This is a genomic window from Micromonospora sp. WMMC264, from assembly GCF_027497275.1.
GTDB classification, from domain to species: domain Bacteria; phylum Actinomycetota; class Actinomycetes; order Mycobacteriales; family Micromonosporaceae; genus Micromonospora; species Micromonospora chalcea.
The window spans coordinates 2054932-2074108 of the sequence record NZ_CP114907.1 but is presented as its reverse complement, the minus strand read 5'-3'; the positions used below and the strand labels follow the sequence as shown (position 1 = coordinate 2074108).

Here is a 19177-nt window from a genome sequence, read left to right as displayed (position 1 = left end):
CGGTGGGCGCGCGAAACCTCATCAATGCGGATGGATAGGGCGGCTTGACCGCCATCCGTTGACGACGCATCCATCGTCGTGGTTTCTTCGGCTGCAAACCTTTGCAGCCGACTGCCGGGGAGGCCGACGTCATGTCACCACCGGCCCGGGAACGGGTCCGCCACGCCCTGGTCGGCGCCGGGGCGCGCGCCGAGATGTTCGTCCGCGCCCTGGCGCTCGACCACGCCGACACCGCCGAGCTGGTCGCGCTCGCCGACGTCAACCAGACGAGGATGGACGCGCACAACCGCTGGCTGGCCGAGCTGGGCCGGTCGCCGGTGCCCACGTACGCCGCCGCCGACTTCACCGCCATGCTCGCCAAGGAGCGCGTCGACGTGGCGCTGGTGACCAGCGTGGACGCCACCCACGACGAGTACGTGACGGCGGCGCTGCGCGCCGGCTGCGACGTGATCGTCGAGAAGCCCATGACGGTCGACGCGGAACGGTGCCGGCGCATCCTGGACGCGGTCGCCGAGACCGGCCGCCGCGTCACAGTCGCGTTCAACTACCGCTACAACCCGCTGCACGAGCAGGTCCGGCGGCTGCTCGCCGACGGCGCGGTGGGCGAGATCGGGTCGGTGCACTTCGAGTGGCTGCTCGACGTGCGCCACGGCGCCGACTACTTCCGCCGCTGGCACCGCGACAAGTCCGTCTCCGGCGGGCTGCTGGTGCACAAGTCCGGCCACCACTTCGACCTGGTCAACTGGTGGCTGGACGCGCGCCCGGTCGAGGTGCACGCGTACGGCAGGTTGTTCTTCTACGGCGCCCACGGCCGCCGGCACGGCTACGCCCGCGACTACGACCGGGCGCACGGCTCCCCCGCCGCCGACGGCGACCCGTTCGCGCTGCGCCTGGCCGACCACCCGCGACTGCGCGAGCTGTACCTCGACGCCGAGGCCGAGGACGGCTACCACCGCGACCGCAACGTCTTCGCCCCCGGCGTGACCATCGAGGACGACCTCGCGGTGCTCGCCCGCTACGACACCGGCGCGACCATGACCTACCACCTGACCGCGTACGCCCCCTGGGAGGGCTACCGGGTGATGGTCAACGGCAGCCGGGGCCGCCTGGAGCTGGAGGTGACCGAGAGCGACCACGTCAGCCCGTCCGTCGCCGGTGCACTGAAAGGCGCGGCGCTGCACGGCGACGAGGCCGCCGTCGAGCGGGGCGCGGCCCGGCTCACGCTGCGCCCGTTCTGGGCGCCACCGGTCCAGATCCCGGTCGAGGGCTGGACCCGGCGCGGGCACGGCGGCGCGGACACCCGGATGACCCGGGTGCTGCTCGGCGGCGAACCCGACCCGCTCGGCCGGGCCGCCACCGCCCGCGACGGCGCGCTCGCGCTGCTCACCGGCCTGGCCGCCAACCGCTCGCTGGAGACCGGCGCGCCCACCCGCGTCGCCGACCTGCTCACCCTGCCCTGACCGAGGAGCCCGCCCCCGTGCCGATCATCTCCCCCAGCGATCTGCTGCTGCCCGCCGAGCCCGGCCTGCGTGCCCTGGCCCGCGAGCTGTACGCGCTCGCCGCGCAGCAACCGATCATCTCCCCGCACGGGCACGTCGACCCCGGGCTGCTGGCCGACGACCAGCCGTTCCCCGACCCGGCCCGGCTGCTCGTCGTACCCGACCACTACCTGACCCGGATGCTGCTCAGCCAGGGCGTACCCCCGGCCGACCTGGGCGTGCCCAGCGTCGACGGCAGCCCGGTGGAGACCGACGGGCGGACCATCTGGCGGCGATTCGCCGCGCACTGGCACCTGTTCCGCGGCACCCCGTCCCGCCTGTGGCTGGAGCAGACGTTCCGCAACGTGTTCGACGTCGACACGCCGCTGGGCCCGGCCACCGCCGACACCGTCTACGACGCGCTCGCGGCGCGCCTGGCCGAACCGGGGTTCCGTCCCCGGGCGCTGTTCGAGCGCTTCGGCATCGAGGTGCTCGCCACCACCGAGTCGCCGCTGGACGACCTGGGCCGGCACGCCAAGCTCGCCGCCGACGGCTGGGGCGGGCCGGGCGGGCGGGTGGTCACCACGTTCCGCCCCGACGACGTGGTGGACATGGAGTTCGGCAACTGGGCGGCAAACGTGGACCGGCTCGCCGAGGTCTCCGGCGAGGACACCGGCACGTACGCCGGATACCTGGCCGCGCTGCGGGCCCGGCGGGAGGCGTTCGCCGCCGCCGGGGCCACCTCCACCGACCACGGGCACCCGACCGCCCGTACCCTCGATCTCAGTCCGGCGCAGGCCGCGGCCCTGTTCGACAGGGGCCGGCGCGGCCTGGCCGACACGGGCGACGCCGAGGCGTTCCGGGCGCACATGCTGCTGGAGTTCGCCCGGATGTCGCTCGACGACGGCCTGGTCATGCAGCTGCACCCCGGCGCGGTGCGCAACCACAACCGGTGGCTGCACGCCCGGCACGGCCGCGACGTCGGCGGGGACGTGCCGCAGGCCACCGAGTACGTGCACGCTCTCGCGCCGCTGCTGGACGCGCACGGCAACGACCCGCGGCTCACAGTGGTGCTCTACACGCTCGACGAGGACACGTTCACCAGGGAACTCGCCCCCCTGGCCGGCGGCTACGCGGCGCTGCGCCTCGGCGCGCCCTGGTGGTTCCTGGACTCCCCCGAGGTGCTGCGCCGGTTCCGCGAGGCGGTCACCGAGACGGCCGGCTTCTACAACACCGCCGGGTTCGTCGACGACACCCGCGCGTTCTGCTCCATCCCGGTACGCCACGACGTGGCCCGCCGGGTCGACGCCGGATTCCTCGCCCGCCTCGTCGCCGAGCACCGGATGACCGGGGACGAGGCCGCCGAGACGATCGTCGACCTGGCGTACCGGCTGCCGAAGCAGGTCTTCAAGTTCGGAGGTGGGCCTTCATGACCACAATCGTCGACGTCGAGGTGCACGACGTGCGCTTCCCCACCGCCGCCAGCGGCGACGGCTCGGACGCGATAAACCGGGGCGACTACTCGGCCACGTACGTGGAGCTGACCACCGACGGCGGGCCCACCGGCACCGGGTTCACGTTCACCAACGGCCGGGGCAACGAGATCACCTGCGCGGCGGTCCGCGCGCTCGCCCACCACGTACGCGGACGCACCGTCGCCGAGATCGCCGCCGAACCCGTCGCATTCTGGCGCTCCCTGGCCGCCGACGTGCAGCTGCGCTGGCTGGGCCCGGAGAAGGGCGTGATCCACATGGCCACCGGCGCGCTCGTCAACGCGGTCTGGGACCTGCGCGCCAAGCTCGCCGGCAAGCCGATGTGGCGCCTCCTCGCCGAGATGCCCACCGACGAGCTGGTCGCGACTGTCGACTTCCACCACATCACCGACGCGCTCACCCCGGACGAGGCGGCGGCCATCCTCGACAAGGGCCGCGACGGCCTGGCCGACCGGCTCGCCGGGCTGGAACGCGACGGGTTCCCCTCGTACACCACGTCGGTGGGCTGGCTCGGCTACCCGGACGAGCAGGTGCGCGCGCTGACCCGCGACGCGTACGCCGCCGGGTGGCGCGCGATGAAGATGAAGGTCGGCGGGCGGATCGAGGACGACCTGCGGCGGGCCCGGATCATCAGGGCCGAGATCGGCCCGGACGCGCTGCTGATGATGGACGCCAACCAGGTGTGGGACGTGGACGAGGCGATCGCCGCGATGGGCGTGCTCGCCGAGGTCGACCCGTACTGGATCGAGGAGCCCACGCACGCCGACGACGTACTCGGCCACGCCCGGATCGCCCGCGCGGTCACCGAGCTGACCGGCGGACGCTGCCGGGTCGCCACCGGCGAGGTCGCCGCCAACAAGGTCATCTTCAAGCAGCTGCTCCAGGCCGAGGCGATCGGCGTGATGCAGATCGACGCCTGCCGCGTCGGCGGCGTGGACGAGGTGCTCGCCGAGCTGCTGCTGGCGGCGAAATTCGGCGTGCCGGTCTGCCCGCACGCGGGCGGCGTGGGCCTGTGCGAGTACGTGCAGCATCTCGCGATCTTCGACCACCTGCGGGTCGGCACGAGCCTGGACGGCCGCATGGTCGAGTACGTCGACCACCTGCACGAGCACTTCACCGACCCGGTCCGCACCCGGGGCGGGCGCTACCTGCTGCCCACCGCTCCCGGCTACAGCGCCACCATGCGCCCGGAGTCGATCGCGCAGTTCCGCTTCCCGGACGGCCCGGCATGGCGCTGACCCCCGACCGGCTCGGCCTGGCCACGCTACGCCACCTGCCGCCGGAGTCCCGGCCGCTGCTGCGCCCCGGCACCGTGCCGGCCGGCATCGTCCACCTCGGCGTCGGCGCGTTCCACCGCGCCCACCAGGCGGTGCACACCGAGGCGGCGGTCGGCGCGGCCGGCGGCGACTGGGGCATCATCGGCGTCGCGCCGCGCAGCACCGACGTGGTCGACGCCCTGGCCGCGCAGGACTGCCTGTTCAGCGTCACCACGCTCGCCCCCGACGCCGCGGCCACCCGGGTGGTCGGCGCGCTCGCCGGGGTACGGCACGCCGCGAGTGACCCGGACGCGGTGGTCGGCCTGCTCGCCGACCCGGCGATCCGGGTGGTCACGCTGACGGTGACCGAGAAGGCGTACCGGCTGGACCCGGTGACCGCAGCGCTGACGGTGGACGCGGACCTGACCGCCGACCTCACCACCGGCCGTCCCCCGCGTACCGTGCCCGGTCTGCTGGTGCGCGGGCTGCTCGCCCGCGCCGCCGCCGACGCCGGGCCGATCGCGCTGGTGAGCTGCGACAACCTGCCCGCCAACGGACGCCGTCTGCGCGGGCTGGTGGAGCAGTGCCTCGCGCTGGCCCGGGTGCCGGACGCGAGCGCCGAACGGGTGCTCACCGCCGTCACCTGCCCCGGCACCATGGTCGACCGGATCGTGCCGGCCGCCACCGACGAGACCCGGGACACCGCGCGCCGGGCGCTGGGCGTGACCGACCTGGCGGCGATCGCCGCCGAACCGTGGTCGCAGTGGGTGATCGAGGACGACTTCCCCGGCGGCCGCCCGGCCTGGGAGCGGTCCGGCGCGGTGCTCACCGACGACGCCGGCCCGTGGGAGCGGCTGAAACTGCGGGCCCTCAACGGCGTGCACTCGGCCACCGCGTACCTGGGCGCGCTCGCCGGCGCGGAGACGGTGGCCGAGGCGCTGGCGCTGCCGCACCTGGAGGCGGTGCTGCGGCGGCTGGTCGCCGAGGACATCACGCCGAGCTTCACCCCGCCGGCCGGCGTCGACGTGAGCGCCTACGGCGAGCAGGTGCTCGCCCGCTTCGCCAACCCCGCGATCCGGTACCGGACGACGCAGGTCGCCATGGACGGCTCGCAGAAGCTGCCGCAGCGGGTGCTGCACACCGTCGCCGACCTGCGGGCGGCCGGCCGGTCGGCGCGGTGGAGCGCGCTCGTGGTGGCGGCCTGGCTGCGGTTCCTGCTCGGGTACGCCGACGACGGCCGGCCGCTGCCGCTGGACGACCCGCTCGCCGACCGGCTGCGCGCCGCCCTCGCCGCCGGAGCGCACACCCCGGCCGGGGTGGTGGACGCGGTCTTCGCGCTGCGCGAGGTGTTCCCGCCCGACCTGGCCGCCGACGACGAGTTCCGCGCCGACGTGACCGGCTGGCTCACCGCGCTGGAACGCCACGGCGTCCGGGCCACGCTGGCGGACGCCCGGTGACCGGGAGCACCCCGGGCGGCGCCCGGTGAGCGCCGGCGGGCCGCCACGGGTGGCGTTGATCGGGGCGAACGGGCACGGCCGCTGGCACCGCCGGACCATCGCGGAGCTGCACGCGGCCGGGCGGGCGCGCCTGGTGGCGCTGGTCGACGTACGCCCGCTGGATGCCGAACCGGACGCGCCGGTCCCGCCGGAGGCGGCCGTTTTCACCGACCACCGGGCCATGCTCGCCGAGTCCCGGCCCGACGTGGTGGTGATCTGCACGCCGCCACACACACACCTGCCGATCGCGCTCGACGCGCTCGCCGCCGGGGCGGACCTGCTGCTGGAGAAGCCGCCGGTGCTCGACCTCGCCGAACACCTGACGCTCACCGCCGCCGCGCACGCCGCCGGCCGGGCCGTGCAGGTCAACTTCCAGGCGCTCGGCTCGGCCGCGCTGACCGAACTGACCGGCGCGCTCGGGCGGCTCGGCCCGGTCACCGGCATCGCCACACTCGCCGCCTGGCAACGCCCGGACGCCTACTACGCCCGCTCCCCGTGGGCCGGGCGACGAACCGTCGACGGCCGCCCGGCGCTGGACGGAGCGCTCGCCAACCCGCTCGCCCACGCGCTCATGCAGTGCCTCGCCGTCGCCGAATCGGTCACCGGCGCACCCGTCCGCCCCGCCCGGATCGCCGTGGAGCGCTACCGGGTGCGCCCGATCGAGGTGGACGACACCACAGTGCTGCGACTGACCCCGCACGCCGGGCCGCCCGTGCTGGCCGCGCTCACCCTCGCCGCCGAGGAACACGTACCCGGGGAGGTGCTGGTCACCGGTGAGCGGGGCCGGGCGGTGCTGGAGTACCCCACCGACCGGCTGCGGCTACCCGGCGACGACACGCCACGCCCGGTGCCCGGCCGCCGCGGGCTGCTGGCGAACCTGCTCGACCACCGCGCCGACGGCACGCCGCTGATCGCGCCGCTGGCGCGTACCGAACCGTTCACCGCGGTGCTGGACGCGCTGCGGGACGCGCCCGAACCGAGGCTGCTCGACGGGGACCTGGTGCGCGTGGCGGGCGACGGCCCGCAGCGGGTGCGGATGGTGCGGGGCGTCGGCGCGGTGCTGCGGACCGCCGCGCAGACCGGCGCGCTGCCGTCCGAGGCGGGCGTGCCGTGGGCGGTCACGCCGTACGTGGTGGACCTGCCCGCGCAGTGAATGTCCCTCCAGGAGAACGGAACGAGTCATGCGTACCCGAACCGCAGCCGTCGCGGCGCTGACCGCCGCGCTCGTCCTCACCACCGCCGCGCCCGCGCCGGCCGCACCTGGTGAGCCGTCCCGGGCCGCCGAGCTGATCGGCCGCCAGGCCCTCGCCGCGAACGACGGCTGGGCCGCCGCCGGCACCGGCACCACCGGCGGGTCGGCCGCCACGCCGGAGCGGGTGCGCGTCGTGCGTACCCGGGCCGAACTGGTCGCCGCGCTCGGCGGCGACAACGCCACGAACGCCACCGACGCCACCTCCAAGATTGTGTACGTGGCCGGAACCGTCGACGGTTTCGAAGGTCCGGACGGCACGCCGCTGGACTGCGCCGACCTGGCCGACCCGGAGTACTCGCTGCCCGCCTACCTGGCCGCGTACGACCCGGCGACCTGGGGGCGGACGAACCCGAGCGGGCCGCTGGAGGCCGCCCGGGTGCGGTCGGTGGCCAACCAGACCCGGCAGACCCAGATCAACGTCGGCTCCAACACCACGATCATCGGCCTGCGCGGCGCCCGGCTCACCGGCCTGACGCTGATGATCGACCGGGTCGACAACGTGATCGTGCGCAACATCGAGTTCGTCGACATCCGGGACTGCTTCCCCGCCTGGTCCCCCACCGACGGCGACACCGGCAACTGGAACTCCCAGTACGACCAGATCTCGGTACGGCGCAGCGAACACGTCTGGATCGACCACAACACGTTCACCGACGGCGACAACCCGGACAGCACGCAGCCCGTCTACTTCGGCCGGCCCTGGCAGGTACACGACGGCTCGCTGGACGTCACGCACACCGCCAGCCTGGTCACCGTCTCCTGGAACCGGTTCACCGGCCGGGACAAGGTGATGCTGATCGGCTCGTCCAACACCGTCGGGCCGGACGTGGGCCGGCTCGCCGTCACCGTGCGGCACAACCTGTTCGACGGCACGCTGCAACGGCTGCCCCGGGTACGGTTCGGCCAGGTCGACGTGCACGAGAACCACTACCGGCTCGGCGGGCCCGGCTTCGAGTACGCCCTCGGCGTCGGCGTGCAGTCCGCGCTGTACGCGGAGAACAACTTCTTCACGCTCACCGGCGACGCCGGCCCCGCAGACCTGCTGTACGACTGGGGCGGCACCGCGCTCACCGAGCGCGGCAGCTGGGTGCGCCAGGGCGACCGCCTGCCCCGGCCGGTGAGCATGCTCGCCGCGTACAACGCCGTCCACGACCCGGACCTCGGCGGCGACGCCGGATGGACGCCGACGCTGCGCGCCGCCCGGCCGATGCCGGCCCCGCTGGTCCCGCTCGTCGTCGACGCCTTCGCCGGCGCCGGGCGGCTGCCGCTCTGACCTGCCCCGATACCCGCTCGCGTACCGCCTCGACGCCGCCGGCGTGACCGTCCGCTCATCCCGCGCCGGCGTCCCCTCCGGGGGGCGCCGGCCCGCCGCCGTTGCCGCCCTGCCGGGCCGCCGGCTGACACGCCGCCCCCGATGCGCAATGATCACGTTTGACGGACAGCGCCGCCGGGGGAATGAATCGGCGGTCACCGGGGACAACAGGGTGAGAATCGGGCGGTGACAGCGCGAGTGGGCGCCCAGGTCCGGGGACGGGCACGGGACGGAGGGCCGGACGTGACGGGTGGGACATCCGGCGACGTCGGCCCGGTCCTCACCATCGAGCTGCCGGCCGACCCGGGCCGGCTCGCCGCCACCCGCGAGCGGCTACGCGGCTGGCTGCACGCCCGGGGCGTCAGCGAGTGGGACGTCGAAACCGTCCTCATCGCCACCGGCGAGGCGTGCGCCAACGCCATCGAGCACGGGTACCGCTTCGCACCGGAGGGGATCACCACGCTGCGGGCCGAGCTGCGCGGCGACCGGCTGGAGATCGAGGTACGCGACCAGGGCGGCTGGCGGCCAGCCGACGGCGACGAGAGCGGCGACCGGGGACGCGGGCGGCTGATCATGGCGCGGGTGATGGACGAGGCCACCATCGTCGGCACGCCGGAGGGCACCTGCGTACGCCTGGTCAAGCGCCTCACCCCCGGCGGCTGACGCAAACCCCCTCCTCCCAGCTCAGGCAGGGGTTAGCCTCGGCCCGGAGACCAAGTGAGCGTCGCTCGCCTCCGCCGTACGGGCGGCACGCGAGCCCGGGGGGTGCCGGCATGCGGGGTCCGTTGTGGCGCGGCTGGCTCTGGACGCCCCGTGTCTGGGCCGCGATGGCGTCCCGCCGGGCCACCACCTGGTACGGGGAGCGGTCGCAACGACAGCGCCGGAGAGCGGCGACCCGTCCCGCGGCTCCGGCCCGATGGTGGCACCGTCCCTGGTGGTGGCTGGTGCTGGCGGTCGGCGCGGCGGTGGTGGTGGGTGTCTGGGTGCTCACCCAGTTCGTACTGCCGTTGTGGAACGTGACGGTGGGGCACTGGCGGGTGGAGCAGCTCCCGCCGCTGGCCTGGGTCCAGGACCAGTTCTGCGACGGCGCCGCGAACCAGGGGCAGTGCAAGAAGATCAGCGGCTTCCTCGGCACGGTCCTCGCGGTCGCGATCGCCTTCGTCGGCTTCTACCTGCTCACCTTCGTCCGGGTCTATCGGCGGTACCAGCGGATCGCCAAGGAGCACGCCGAGGACCTGGTGGGCACCTCGAACGACACGCTCGCCGACATCGTCGGCCGCGACGAGCTGTGCGAGGTACTGATCGAACGGATCCGGGACCCGGACGTCCGGTGCCCGATGATCCTCGTCGGCGGCGTCGGCGCCGGCAAGACCGCGGTGATGTTGCGGCTGACCCACGAGCTGGCGCGGCGCGGCGTCGTACCTGTCGCCCTCTCGCTGCGCGAGGTGAAGGACGTCGACTCCCTCGACTTCGAGAAGGCGGCGCGCGAGCAGTTCACGCAGTACGTCGACCCGTACCTGTGGAACGGTGGACAGGCCGACCGGTTGTGGCGCCAACTGCGGTGGAGCAACAAGATCGCGGTGCTGGCCGACGGCTTGGAAGAACTCGGCGGGCAGTACGGGAAGGGCCAGGAGGGTCAGGAGGGCCAGCACGACAGTGTGCTCCGCCAGGCGTTCACCCGGGCCGCGCAGAACCGGCTTCCGTTGGTCACCGCCACCCGCCCCTACGACCCGCTGCGCAGCATGCCGGCGGTGGTGATCGGGCTCGAGCCGCTCAGCGAGACCCACGCGCTCACCTTCGGCCTGGACAGCGACGACCAGGCGCCGAGGCCGGCCCGGATGACCGTCGCGCATCTGATCAACGACGCCGACGTGACCGAGTCACCCGTCTATCTGAAGGTCATCCGGGACCTCAACCGGCTCGGGCGGCTGCCGGAGGGGCTCGGTAGCCACCGGGAGACCGGCGGATCGGTCCGTCCGGTGGACCGGGCAGACATCCGCCGCCGCCTGCTCGACGCATGGCTGCAGGCGCTCCAGGACGGATACATCTGCGAGGACTTCGCGCACGGCTCGGATGAGCGCCGGCACGCCCTGGCCGTGGTGTCCGCCTTCGCGTGCGCGGGCCTGCTGCGCAAGTCGCTGAACGTAACCTACGACCAGTTGACGGACGCCGGCGACGGCGGGAAGGACTTCAGAGAAGCGCTCGAAGCCGTCACGAACCACCTGGGAGACCAGGTCGAGGGCGGGCTCGACGTGCGAAGCCGCGCCGACCTCGTCACGGCCGTCACCACCGCCGGTGAGTTCTCCCTCGTCACCCTGCATCCCGACGGCATGCGCTTCCAGCACGGTGTCGTCCAGGCCTATCTCGGGGCACGGTTCCTGGCCGACACGCAGGTGCGGGACGCCCTGCTGCCGATCCTCGTCGCAGACGAACCCAGCCGGGAGGCGCTGATCGCGCTGGTCCTCCTGTCCCGGGGGGCGGGCCACGGCGAAGCCGACGCCGATCTGGTCGAACGGCTGCTGCACCACGCCGAGAAGGGGCGTAACCCCTGCTGGCGGCTGGAGATGTACGCGACCGCGTTCGAGATCGACGCCGGCACAAACTGTCCGCAGCAGGAGCGGATCGCCGCGAGGATCGAGGCGAGCTGGTCCCAGTTCCAGGAGGGCGACGTCGGCGACCGCCCGCTGGACGAGGCGAAACTCGGGCTCGTCCGCCGGTGGGGCGACGCCGCCCGGTACCTCGCCGAACGCCGTCGCCGGCACCAGGTGCCGCAGCCACCGCCCGGACTACCGTCGAGTTACGCCAGTCTCTTCCGTCTCGCCGCCGGGGAGGCCTCCTACCGGGTCCAGTTGGCCGCCGCCCGCGAGATCGGACTCGGTGGCGCGGACGCCGCGGACGCGCTGCGACCCGAGGGCGGCGTGCTCCCGCACCTGCCCGACCGGAATGCCTCCGCTTCGGCGCTCTGGCCCCAGCGGCTGCGGACGTGGAGCGCGCCGTTGCTGCTCCTCTCGGTCACCCGCGACACCGAGGGCAGCCCGGAGACCCGGCTGCGGACCGAGCGTCAACTCGATGCCTGGCTCGACGCACTGGCGGCGAAGCACGGCCCCGGCGACGACCGTGGACTCGGAGTCTCCTTGGAGATCGCGCTGGCGCAGGGTTTCCGCATCGCGGCGAACATCCGTCACCTGCCGATCGGCCGGCAGGAGGCCGATCGCAGCTTCCTGGTCGAGAAGGCCGAGTTCGCCCTGGCCCATTCCCGCTTCTGGTACAGCCACCTGGTGCTGATCCAGGCGCTGACCCTGCTGTCGCTGCCGATGAACCCGAGCGAGCCGCTGCCGAAACGGGGGGCCGGCGCCAATCCCATCGGCCTGGTGCAGCACTGGTTGCGTACGGCGGGAAGCGCGGTCACCGACCGCGAGCCGTGCCCGGCCCATCCTTTCCTGCTGGCCGCGGCGCGGCTCTGCATGTCGGCACTCGTCACCCGGCAGCCGGAACGGTTCTGCTGGATCGAGGAGGGCGAGACGGCCGGCCGGGTCGGGTCGTGCAGCCCGTCGCCCGAGGTACGGCGCAGCCAACGGCTGTGGATTCCCGACTCCACGGGTTGGAGCGTGCTCGAACCAACCGCCGAACGGCTGCTCGCCGACGTCATGCTGCTGCTGAACCTCGCCGACCGGGGCGGATCGGTGAAGCAGCGTGAGGAACGCCTGCACCGGGCCGACCGGTGTGATCTCCCGCCCTGCCTCACCGACGACCGGGAACCGCTGGAGCCCGAACGCAGCACCCGCCGGGGCGATGCCTGCGTACCCGGCGCCACCTGCCTGGACGACTGCGCCTTCCGGCTGTGCCCGTTGCCGCCCAAGGGTGAGCCGCTGCCGCACCGGATGGACCAGAACTTCTGCGCCCGGCAGGCCGACCTGACCTCCCTGTGGTACGCGATCTCCGCCCGCGCCTCCTGGCAGAACGTGCGGCGTGCACGGATGCGCCGGTTCTGGCGACAGATGTCCCGCCGCGACCTGCCGAGGTGGCGCCGCTGGTGAACTGCTCGGCCGCGGTGTCGGACCCCGGATCTAGCGAAGATCGGCTATAAGGGACGCATGGAGTTCCCCGCGTACCTCGCCACCATGCCGATGCACGCGATCACCGAGATCCACGGTGAGCCCGGCCTGCTGGCCCGGTTCCGGCTGGAGATCGAGGCGTTCGACGAGGCCGACCGCGACCGGCTGACCGAGGCGCTCGACCTGGCCGCCGACCTGCACCGCGACGACCGGCGGGTACGCGAGCCGTACCTCAACCACCTGCTGCGGGTGTCGATCCGGCTGATGCACCATTACCAGGTGCGGGACGTGGACGTGATCGTCGCCGGGCTGCTGCACGACGCGGTCGAGGACCACCCCGCCGAGTTGGCCGGGCTCGACCCTTCGGCCACCGGGCCCGACGTGACCTCGGCGGCGCTCGCCGCGCTGTCCGGCCGGTTCGGGTCGCGGGTCGCCCGGCTGGTCGCGGCGGTCACCAACCCCGAGTACGACCCGGGGCGGGACCGCGACGAGCAGTACCGGGAGCACGTGGCGGCCAGCCTGGAACGGGAGCCCTGGGCCCGGGTGATCAAGGTGTCCGACTTCACCGACAACGGCGTGGGCGTGATCCACACGGTCGGGCCGAAGGTGGCCCGCGCCGCCGCGAAGTACCGCCCGCTGGTGCCGGTCTTCCGCGACCTGGTCGCCCGCCCGGACACACCGTTGTCGCCACCGGTCAAGGAGCACATCCTGGCCCAGCTCGACCTGGCCGAGGAACGCTTCAGCGCCATCCTCGACCACCCCACCTGACCCCCACCCGCCCTCGCGGCGTTGATCAAGGAGTTTGGGTCGCTCCGGCGGCCTGATTCGGACACAAACTCCTTGATCACCGCCCCGGTCGGCAGGCCGAGTGAGGGTGACGGGTGCGGGTGGTGGGATCAGCCGGTGGCGGGTGGGCCGGCGAGCCGTCCGCCGAGCACGGCGGCGACGCGGTCGCGCAGGGCGGGCAGCCGGTCCGGGTGGTCGTGCAGCACCACCCGCAGCGTCTCGTGGCCACCGGCGGCGACCGCGCCGAGCACGTCGAGCAGCGTGCCGAGCTGCGCGGGCGGCTCGTCGGCGAGCAGGTACGCCGCGTCGGTCACGACCACTGTCAGCGGACCGGCGTCGAGGCGGTCGGCGAGCGCGTCGGCCAGGGCGTCCCAGTTACGGCCGTACCAGTCGGGCAGGTCCAGCGCACCGGCCAGCGCCTCGTGCAGCCCGGCCCGGGTGCGGCCGGCCACGCCGGAGACCGGCACACCGTCCGGCTCGGACGGCGCAAAGTCGTACCCGAGCCAGGCCGGCAACCGCGTACCCATGATCCGTCCTTTCCCGACGGCGCCGGCCGGGCGTCGGGAGCCCGGCCGGCGTCGAGGCTGCTCAGAGCCGGTAGAAGTTGGCGTAGTGGTCGGGTGAGAACCAGGTTGCCCCGGTGCTCTTGTTGACCACGATCCGGTACGCGTCCCGGGAGGCGTTGCAGGCGCGCGGGTAGACGTCGTACTCGTAGTAGGTGGCGCCGGAGGGCAGCTGTCCCTCGTAGTTGTAGAACCGGCCGCCGGCGAAGTTGCACTGGCCGCCGCTCCACGAGTACCAGCCGCGGCTGGTCGGGAAGCTCTTCGCGGACCAGCCGGACCGCGCGGTGCGCGCGTCGGCGCAGCGGGACTGGGTGCAGGAGCCGTAGACGGCGGCAGCGGCCGGTTCGGCGAGCCGGGTGGAGACCGTGGCGGGGGCGACGAGCGCGGCGGCGGCCACGGCGGCGACCAGGGCGGACGCGGCGAGGGCGCGGCGTACGCGGGTGACGGCGGCGCGGAACGGGGTCAAGGGATCCTCCTTGAACGGGACGACAGCGCATCGACCGGCGTTGATGACCGGTCGACGCTCAGTCTGTCCGGGATCCTGCCCCCGGTACAGCCCCGATCCGGCGACGGCGCTCCGAACCCCGCGTGAACACACGGCGGCGGGTGCGGACGGACGACAGGGGCCGCCCGTCCGCACCCGCCGCGTGGAGCTAGTGCGAGAACGCCTGGAACTCGGCGATCCGCACGTTCTGCGCCTGCGGGCTGGCGGTGGCGCAGTCGGTCGCCGCCCGCGGGTCGTCGTCCTGCTCACCGGCGTAGTCCGGCGCGCCGGTGCACTGGTTGGTCAGCACCTCGACGCGCAGGTGCGTGGCAGTGGTGCGCGGGATGTCGAACGATCGCATGATCAGCTCCGGCGCCCGGGGACGCGGCGCCACCGACGGGAAGGCGTCCGGCTTGCTGGTGTAGACCGGCCGGAAGTCCGCCGCGTCGGCGCACGTCACCGGCCCCTGCGCGGTGCACGCCAGGACCCGGAACTGCCGCAGCGCGGAGTACCGGCTCTGGGTGCCGGTGTCCGCGTCACCGGCCACCGGCGGGCGCAGCATCGCGCTGACCTGCACCCGGCGTACCTGCTGGACGCCGCCGGCCAGGTCGACGGTAACCTGCCGGCCGGCGACCGGCGCGCCGAGCGAGGCCCAGTTGGTGGCCTCGTCGTCGTCGACGATCTGCGGCAGGTTGATCCCGTCACCGGCCACTGTCGCGCCGGTGGTCGCCGAGGCCAGGTTGGGTCGCAACGTCACCGGCAGCGTCCGGTTCTGGCCCGCCTTGATCGTCACCGGGCCGATCCGGGTGTGCCCGTAGCCGGGGGCCCGCACCACGAACTCGTACGTGCCGGGCACCAGGTCCACCCGGTCGGTCAGCGGGGTCGCCGGGTCGGTGTCCGCGACCGGCACGGCCCGCGCCTGGTAGCGCCCGACGAACAGCTGCGCACCGGCCACCGGCCCGCGCTCGCCCACCGGCAGGAGCCGCAGCGAGCCCTCCCGGGCGTACGGGGAGGTGAAGCCCGGCGTGGGGTCGGGGTCGGTGTGGCCGACGCTGGCCGCGCCCTCCCCCAGGCCGCGCTTGGCGAACGCGTTCCAGAGCAGGTCCTGGTTGGCCCCGCCGAAGCGGATCCGGTCGGCGGCGAGCATCGCGTCCCGGGCGTCGACCATGCTGACCTGGCTGACCGCCATCAGCAGGAACGAGTCGAAGACCAGCTGGATCCAGCGCCGGTTGCCGGGGCAGGCGGTCACGTCGCGAGCGCCGGTCGCGCACGCCTTCTGGATCGCCGGGGTGCCGCTGCCCCAGCGGCGCATCATGGCCGCGCGGATGTCGGTGTTGGTGGCGCTCCACACCTCGCCGGAGGCGTGCACCTGCAGGCCGACGAAGTCGTAGTCCAGCGAGCTGTAGTTCAGCGGGCTGTCGCTCATGTTGTAGTTGCGGATGCCCGCGTTCGGGTCCTGCGTGGTGTACTCGCCGATGGTGAAACCGCGCCGGCCGGGCGCGGCGTACCCGTGCTCGAAAAGGTACTCCATCGCGAGCTGGTCGGACCAGCTCTCGCTCATGCCCTGCGGTGTGCTGACCCCGGCGCTCGGGCCGGCGATCATGCGGTTGGTGACCGCGTGGCCGTACTCGTGGGCGATCACCGACATGTCGAAGTCGCCGTCGACGCAGGGTGCGTAGAACGAGCCGGCGGTGGGCTGCCACAGGTACATGTTGGTGGTCGGGGCGACGCCGTCCGGCGGGGTGATCTGGTTGGCGTTGTTGCGGGCCGGGAACGTCGGCGGGCCGCCGCTGACGCCACCGGCCTGGGCGTTGCCCTGCTCGGGGTCGTTACCGAGACCGCCGCGGCCGAGGTTGTCCTGCTGCATGTTCCAGGTCTCCTCGGTGAACCCGAGGTGGTACGTCCAGTCGTGCATCCGGTTGTGCATCGCGAACAGGTTCGCCCGGGCCGCGTCGATGTCGTTGGCGCGCGGCGAGGTGAACACCTCCGGGTTGCAGCGCTGCTCCTGCCACTGGTTCGTCCACGGGTACGCATATTTGCGGTCCGGGCGGGGCGTGGCGGTCTCGGTGCCGACGCTGAACGCGTCGTTGCTGAACCAGTTCTGCACGGCTATCGCGTTGTTGCCCTTGGTCGTGGTGGTGGACTCGCCGGTCGCCGGGTCCACGTCCCAGGCCGGGTGCCCGGGCACCCCGACCACCTCGGCGCAGCCGCGCGCCGGCACGGCGCACCACCGCTTACGGGTGTCGACGGAGGACCTGTCGACCCGGGGCGAGTTCGGGAAGACCTCCCAGGACGGGTGGTCCGAGGCGTGGTCGATCAGGTCCTCGCGGACCAGCACGGCGCCGTCGCGGGCGTCCACGTAGGTGGAGTAGGCGGCCGGGTCCGCGCCGGTGGTGTCCGCGCCGAGGACCACCTCCCACGCCGCACGCGGCCCACGGTCCGCGGTGGGCACCGCGACCAATGAGGTACGTATGACCTGCGCGTCGCCGCGGCCGGCATCGGCGATCGCCGCCTTGCGGGCCTGCTCGGCGCTGATCGTGGCCGGGGCCGGCGTACCGGCGTCCCGGGCCAGCGAGGAGCTGACGTGCCACACCGCTTTGTCGCGTACGCCGACCGACAGCATGCCGTCGACGGCGGCCGGCAGATCACCGAAGCGCTGCCGGAACAGCACCGTCGCGCCCTGCCCCATCGGCGCCACGGTCAGCAGTTCCAGCGCGGCGGCGCCCTCGGCGGTCAGGCCCAGCACGTCCCGGTTGGCGGCCACGTACGCGCGCGCGGCGGCGACCGGGTCGGCGGGCAGGCCGGTGGCCAGGGGCTTGCCGGTGGAGGTGAGCGTGGCGGGCGTACCGAAGTCGGTCCAGCGCACGCGCGCGCCGAGCGCGGCGGCCCGGTCCCGCTGCCGCTCGGTGGCGGCGACGCGGCCCTTGCGGTTGTCGGTGGCCTTGGTGTCGTGCCGGTCGCCCGGCAGGTGGTCGGGTGGCGCCTGGGTACGGGTCTGTTCCCGGGGTGCCGCCTGGCCGCCGCCAGCGGCGGTCAGGACCAGACCGGCTGCCAGCAGCAGCGCGGTGGTCCCCGTCAACGCACGGGATGGTGTGCGCACGGTCCCTCCTGTCATCGTCGAACGGCGATGTCCGTTCCGCCATCCGACCAGGACGATCGACGCGCCGACACCATCCGAACATCCATAAATGTTGTTGCGTCGATTTCTCGATGGCGCCCACAGGCACCCCTGGCCGAGCAGTTTCGAGACAAACGCTCACCAGACGAGACGCGAATAGATCTTGGTACGAAACGGCCCCTATGAGGGCCCTTTCGTACCAAGATCTCCACAGGTCGGTAGCGTGCCGGACGGGGGCACCCCGGCTTACATCGTCGCGTCGAGGAAGGTGGTCACCGCCCGGCGGAAGCCGTCCGGATTCTCGACCCACGGCAGATGACCGGATCCGGGGAGACTGACCCGCTCGCAGTTCGGCAGCGCCTTCTCCAGCGAGTCGACGCCCCAGCGGGGACGGATGTCCTCGGGCCCGTCGATGATCAGCACGGGCAGGTCGAGCGTCCGGCACCGCGCCGCGAGGTCGCAGATGCGGAGTTCCTGCTTGACCTCGGCGTTGATCGCCCGGTTGCAGTCGCTGTTGACACCGAGCCACGGCGTGGCCATCTCCTCGGCGTGCCGCACGGCGTCGTCGGGGTCGGCGAAGTCGGCCGACCACTGCAGGACCGCCCGCTCCCGATCCTCGGCCGGGGTGCGGTCCCGTGCGCCAAGCGCCTCCCACCGATCCAGGTGCGGCCCGAGCCGCCGCCGGAGATTCCGTTCGTAGTGCGGGTGCCAGCCGCGATCGGGGTCGATGCCGGTGCCGGACACGTAGATCAGGTGACTGACCCGTTCCGGGTGGTCGATCGCGTACCGCAGCGCCAGGTGCGCGCCCCACGAGTGGCCCAGCACCGCCGTTCGCGGCCCGGCCAGGCGTTCGCGTACCGCGTCGAGGTCCGCGACGAAGCGGCCGATCGAGTACGGACCGCGCCGCTCGGAGCGCCCGCAACCACGCTGGTCCCACCGGATGACGCGGGCGTGCCGGTCGAGCAGCCGAGCGACCGGGCCGAGGTAGTCCCACATGCCCGGACCGCCGTGACAGAGCACCAGCGGCGCTCCGACGCCGGCCTGGTCTGCCCACAGGCGACAGCCGTCTTCGGCACGCACATCCCCAGTCATCGCCGACAGTATGGCGAGTCGCGCGCCGGCCGATGAGGGCTTGCTGGGCTGACGCCGGTTACGGCTCTCTCATCCAGGTCTTCGGGTCGGTCACGAAGATGCCCTTGCCCTGGTGACGCCGAATAACGCCGAGCGCCTCCAGTCGGACGTAGACCATCTGGATGGTCGAGGTACCGACCTTGTAGTCCGCCGCCATCTGGGCGATCGACGGCAGCTTGTCCTCTGGCTTGAGCCGCCTGCTCCGAACAGCAGCGATGATGTCGTCGGAGATGCGGATGTAGTCGGGTGTCGTAGGCATGGCGCTCCTTGCGTGGCCCGCCAATTCGATCACGAAACGCCCATGAACGACAACAATCAGTGGTTGACTTAAACGGCTAAGCCGTTGGTGTTGCTACCGGGCCGCTCCTCGCGTGGCAACGAGTTCGGCGGAGCGGGCGGGCCGCCCGCGGCCGCCGTGCGGACGGCCCGCCCCTCCAGACCCACCGCACCTGTCCCCCGCTCCTGGAAGGACCGATATGACGCCGCATCGATCCGGTCGGCTCTACCTGACCGCCCCACCGGCCCGGCTGACCTCGCACGAGGTGCGCACCCGCGCCTTCGACGCCCGCAGGCGCGGCGTCGACCCCGATCAGGTACGCGAGTTCCAGGCCCGGGTCGCCGACGAGCTGACCGAGCTGCACCGACAGGTACGCCTGCTCGCGCAGGAGAACGACAGGCTGAAGCGCGCCCTGCGGGACTGGCAGACCATGCACGCCCGCGAGTGCCGCCCGCCGAACGACGGCCACTGGTAGC

Annotated in this window: 15 protein-coding genes; 10 read left to right on the top strand and 5 right to left on the bottom strand. The window is 73.2% G+C overall.

What is annotated here, in order from left to right:
* Nucleotides 1–131 precede the first annotated feature (131 nt).
* From O7542_RS08505 to O7542_RS08465, 9 genes are all read left to right on the top strand, one after another.
* Nucleotides 132–1460 carry a Gfo/Idh/MocA family oxidoreductase gene (locus O7542_RS08505; RefSeq protein WP_281605992.1) on the top strand — a complete coding sequence of 443 codons (1329 nt, stop codon included), beginning with the start codon at nucleotides 132–134 and terminating at the stop codon, nucleotides 1458–1460.
* A 17-nt stretch (nucleotides 1461–1477) separates the two neighbouring features.
* Nucleotides 1478–2911 carry a glucuronate isomerase gene (gene uxaC, locus O7542_RS08500; protein ID WP_113972868.1) on the top strand — a complete coding sequence of 478 codons (1434 nt, stop codon included), beginning with the start codon at nucleotides 1478–1480 and terminating at the stop codon, nucleotides 2909–2911.
* Complete coding sequence (locus O7542_RS08495; RefSeq protein ID WP_281605991.1) at nucleotides 2908–4209, top strand: enolase C-terminal domain-like protein; 1302 nt, start codon at nucleotides 2908–2910, stop codon at nucleotides 4207–4209. The genes uxaC and O7542_RS08495 overlap by 4 nt, the downstream gene beginning before the upstream one ends.
* Complete coding sequence (locus O7542_RS08490) at nucleotides 4200–5684, top strand: mannitol dehydrogenase family protein (RefSeq protein ID WP_069088522.1); 1485 nt, start codon at nucleotides 4200–4202, stop codon at nucleotides 5682–5684. Before O7542_RS08495 ends, O7542_RS08490 begins: the two co-directional genes overlap by 10 nt.
* 25 nt (nucleotides 5685–5709) lie before the next feature.
* Nucleotides 5710–6876 (top strand): Gfo/Idh/MocA family oxidoreductase, encoded by a 1167-nt coding sequence (locus O7542_RS08485; protein ID WP_187694251.1) that lies wholly within the window; start codon nucleotides 5710–5712, stop codon nucleotides 6874–6876.
* Between the two features lie 28 nt (nucleotides 6877–6904).
* Nucleotides 6905–8248, top strand: coding sequence for a pectate lyase (locus O7542_RS08480; RefSeq protein ID WP_281605990.1), 1344 nt, complete (start codon nucleotides 6905–6907; stop codon nucleotides 8246–8248).
* A gap of 282 nt (nucleotides 8249–8530) precedes the next feature.
* Nucleotides 8531–8950 carry an ATP-binding protein gene (locus O7542_RS08475; RefSeq protein WP_113972873.1) on the top strand — a complete coding sequence of 140 codons (420 nt, stop codon included), beginning with the start codon at nucleotides 8531–8533 and terminating at the stop codon, nucleotides 8948–8950.
* A 110-nt stretch (nucleotides 8951–9060) separates the two neighbouring features.
* Entirely contained in the window at nucleotides 9061–12324 is a 3264-nt protein-coding gene (locus O7542_RS08470; RefSeq protein ID WP_187694249.1) for an ATP-binding protein, read from the top strand.
* Between the two features lie 57 nt (nucleotides 12325–12381).
* On the top strand, nucleotides 12382–13110 hold the full coding sequence (locus O7542_RS08465; protein ID WP_064445723.1) for an HD domain-containing protein: 729 nt from the start codon (nucleotides 12382–12384) through the stop codon (nucleotides 13108–13110).
* Nucleotides 13111–13238: 128 nt separating this feature from the next.
* On the opposite strand, the gene O7542_RS08460 is transcribed toward O7542_RS08465, so the two are convergent.
* From O7542_RS08460 to O7542_RS08440, 5 genes are all read right to left on the bottom strand, one after another.
* Nucleotides 13239–13655, bottom strand: coding sequence for a barstar family protein (locus O7542_RS08460; protein ID WP_274478692.1), 417 nt, complete (start codon nucleotides 13653–13655; stop codon nucleotides 13239–13241).
* A gap of 61 nt (nucleotides 13656–13716) precedes the next feature.
* Nucleotides 13717–14157 (bottom strand): ribonuclease domain-containing protein, encoded by a 441-nt coding sequence (locus O7542_RS08455; protein WP_030499301.1) that lies wholly within the window; start codon nucleotides 14155–14157, stop codon nucleotides 13717–13719.
* A 187-nt stretch (nucleotides 14158–14344) separates the two neighbouring features.
* Complete coding sequence (locus O7542_RS08450) at nucleotides 14345–17254, bottom strand: M36 family metallopeptidase (RefSeq protein ID WP_281605989.1); 2910 nt, start codon at nucleotides 17252–17254, stop codon at nucleotides 14345–14347.
* Between the two features lie 285 nt (nucleotides 17255–17539).
* On the bottom strand, nucleotides 17540–18385 hold the full coding sequence (locus O7542_RS08445; RefSeq protein WP_281605988.1) for an alpha/beta hydrolase: 846 nt from the start codon (nucleotides 18383–18385) through the stop codon (nucleotides 17540–17542).
* 58 nt (nucleotides 18386–18443) lie between these two features.
* Nucleotides 18444–18683, bottom strand: a complete 240-nt coding sequence (locus O7542_RS08440) for a winged helix-turn-helix domain-containing protein (protein WP_209962198.1) — start codon at nucleotides 18681–18683, stop codon at nucleotides 18444–18446.
* Nucleotides 18684–18900: 217 nt separating this feature from the next.
* Here O7542_RS08440 and O7542_RS08435 point away from each other — a divergent pair, with 217 nt between their 5' ends.
* On the top strand, nucleotides 18901–19176 hold the full coding sequence (locus O7542_RS08435; RefSeq protein ID WP_274478696.1) for a DivIVA domain-containing protein: 276 nt from the start codon (nucleotides 18901–18903) through the stop codon (nucleotides 19174–19176).
* The last annotated feature ends 1 nt before the right edge of the window (nucleotide 19177 follow it).

Excerpts from the sequence above, each read along its gene's own strand:
- O7542_RS08505 (WP_281605992.1), top strand. The coding sequence starts at position 132 with ATGTCACCACCGGCCCGGGAACGGGTCCGCCACGCCCTGGTCGGCGCC.
- O7542_RS08495 (WP_281605991.1), top strand. The coding sequence starts at position 2,908 with ATGACCACAATCGTCGACGTCGAGGTGCACGACGTGCGCTTCCCCACC.
- O7542_RS08490 (WP_069088522.1), top strand. The coding sequence starts at position 4,200 with ATGGCGCTGACCCCCGACCGGCTCGGCCTGGCCACGCTACGCCACCTG.
- O7542_RS08480 (WP_281605990.1), top strand. The coding sequence starts at position 6,905 with ATGCGTACCCGAACCGCAGCCGTCGCGGCGCTGACCGCCGCGCTCGTC.
- O7542_RS08470 (WP_187694249.1), top strand. The coding sequence starts at position 9,061 with ATGCGGGGTCCGTTGTGGCGCGGCTGGCTCTGGACGCCCCGTGTCTGG.
- O7542_RS08465 (WP_064445723.1), top strand. The coding sequence starts at position 12,382 with ATGGAGTTCCCCGCGTACCTCGCCACCATGCCGATGCACGCGATCACC.
- O7542_RS08460 (WP_274478692.1), bottom strand. The coding sequence starts at position 13,655 with ATGGGTACGCGGTTGCCGGCCTGGCTCGGGTACGACTTTGCGCCGTCC.
- O7542_RS08445 (WP_281605988.1), bottom strand. The coding sequence starts at position 18,385 with ATGACTGGGGATGTGCGTGCCGAAGACGGCTGTCGCCTGTGGGCAGAC.
- O7542_RS08440 (WP_209962198.1), bottom strand. The coding sequence starts at position 18,683 with ATGCCTACGACACCCGACTACATCCGCATCTCCGACGACATCATCGCT.
- O7542_RS08435 (WP_274478696.1), top strand. The coding sequence starts at position 18,901 with ATGACGCCGCATCGATCCGGTCGGCTCTACCTGACCGCCCCACCGGCC.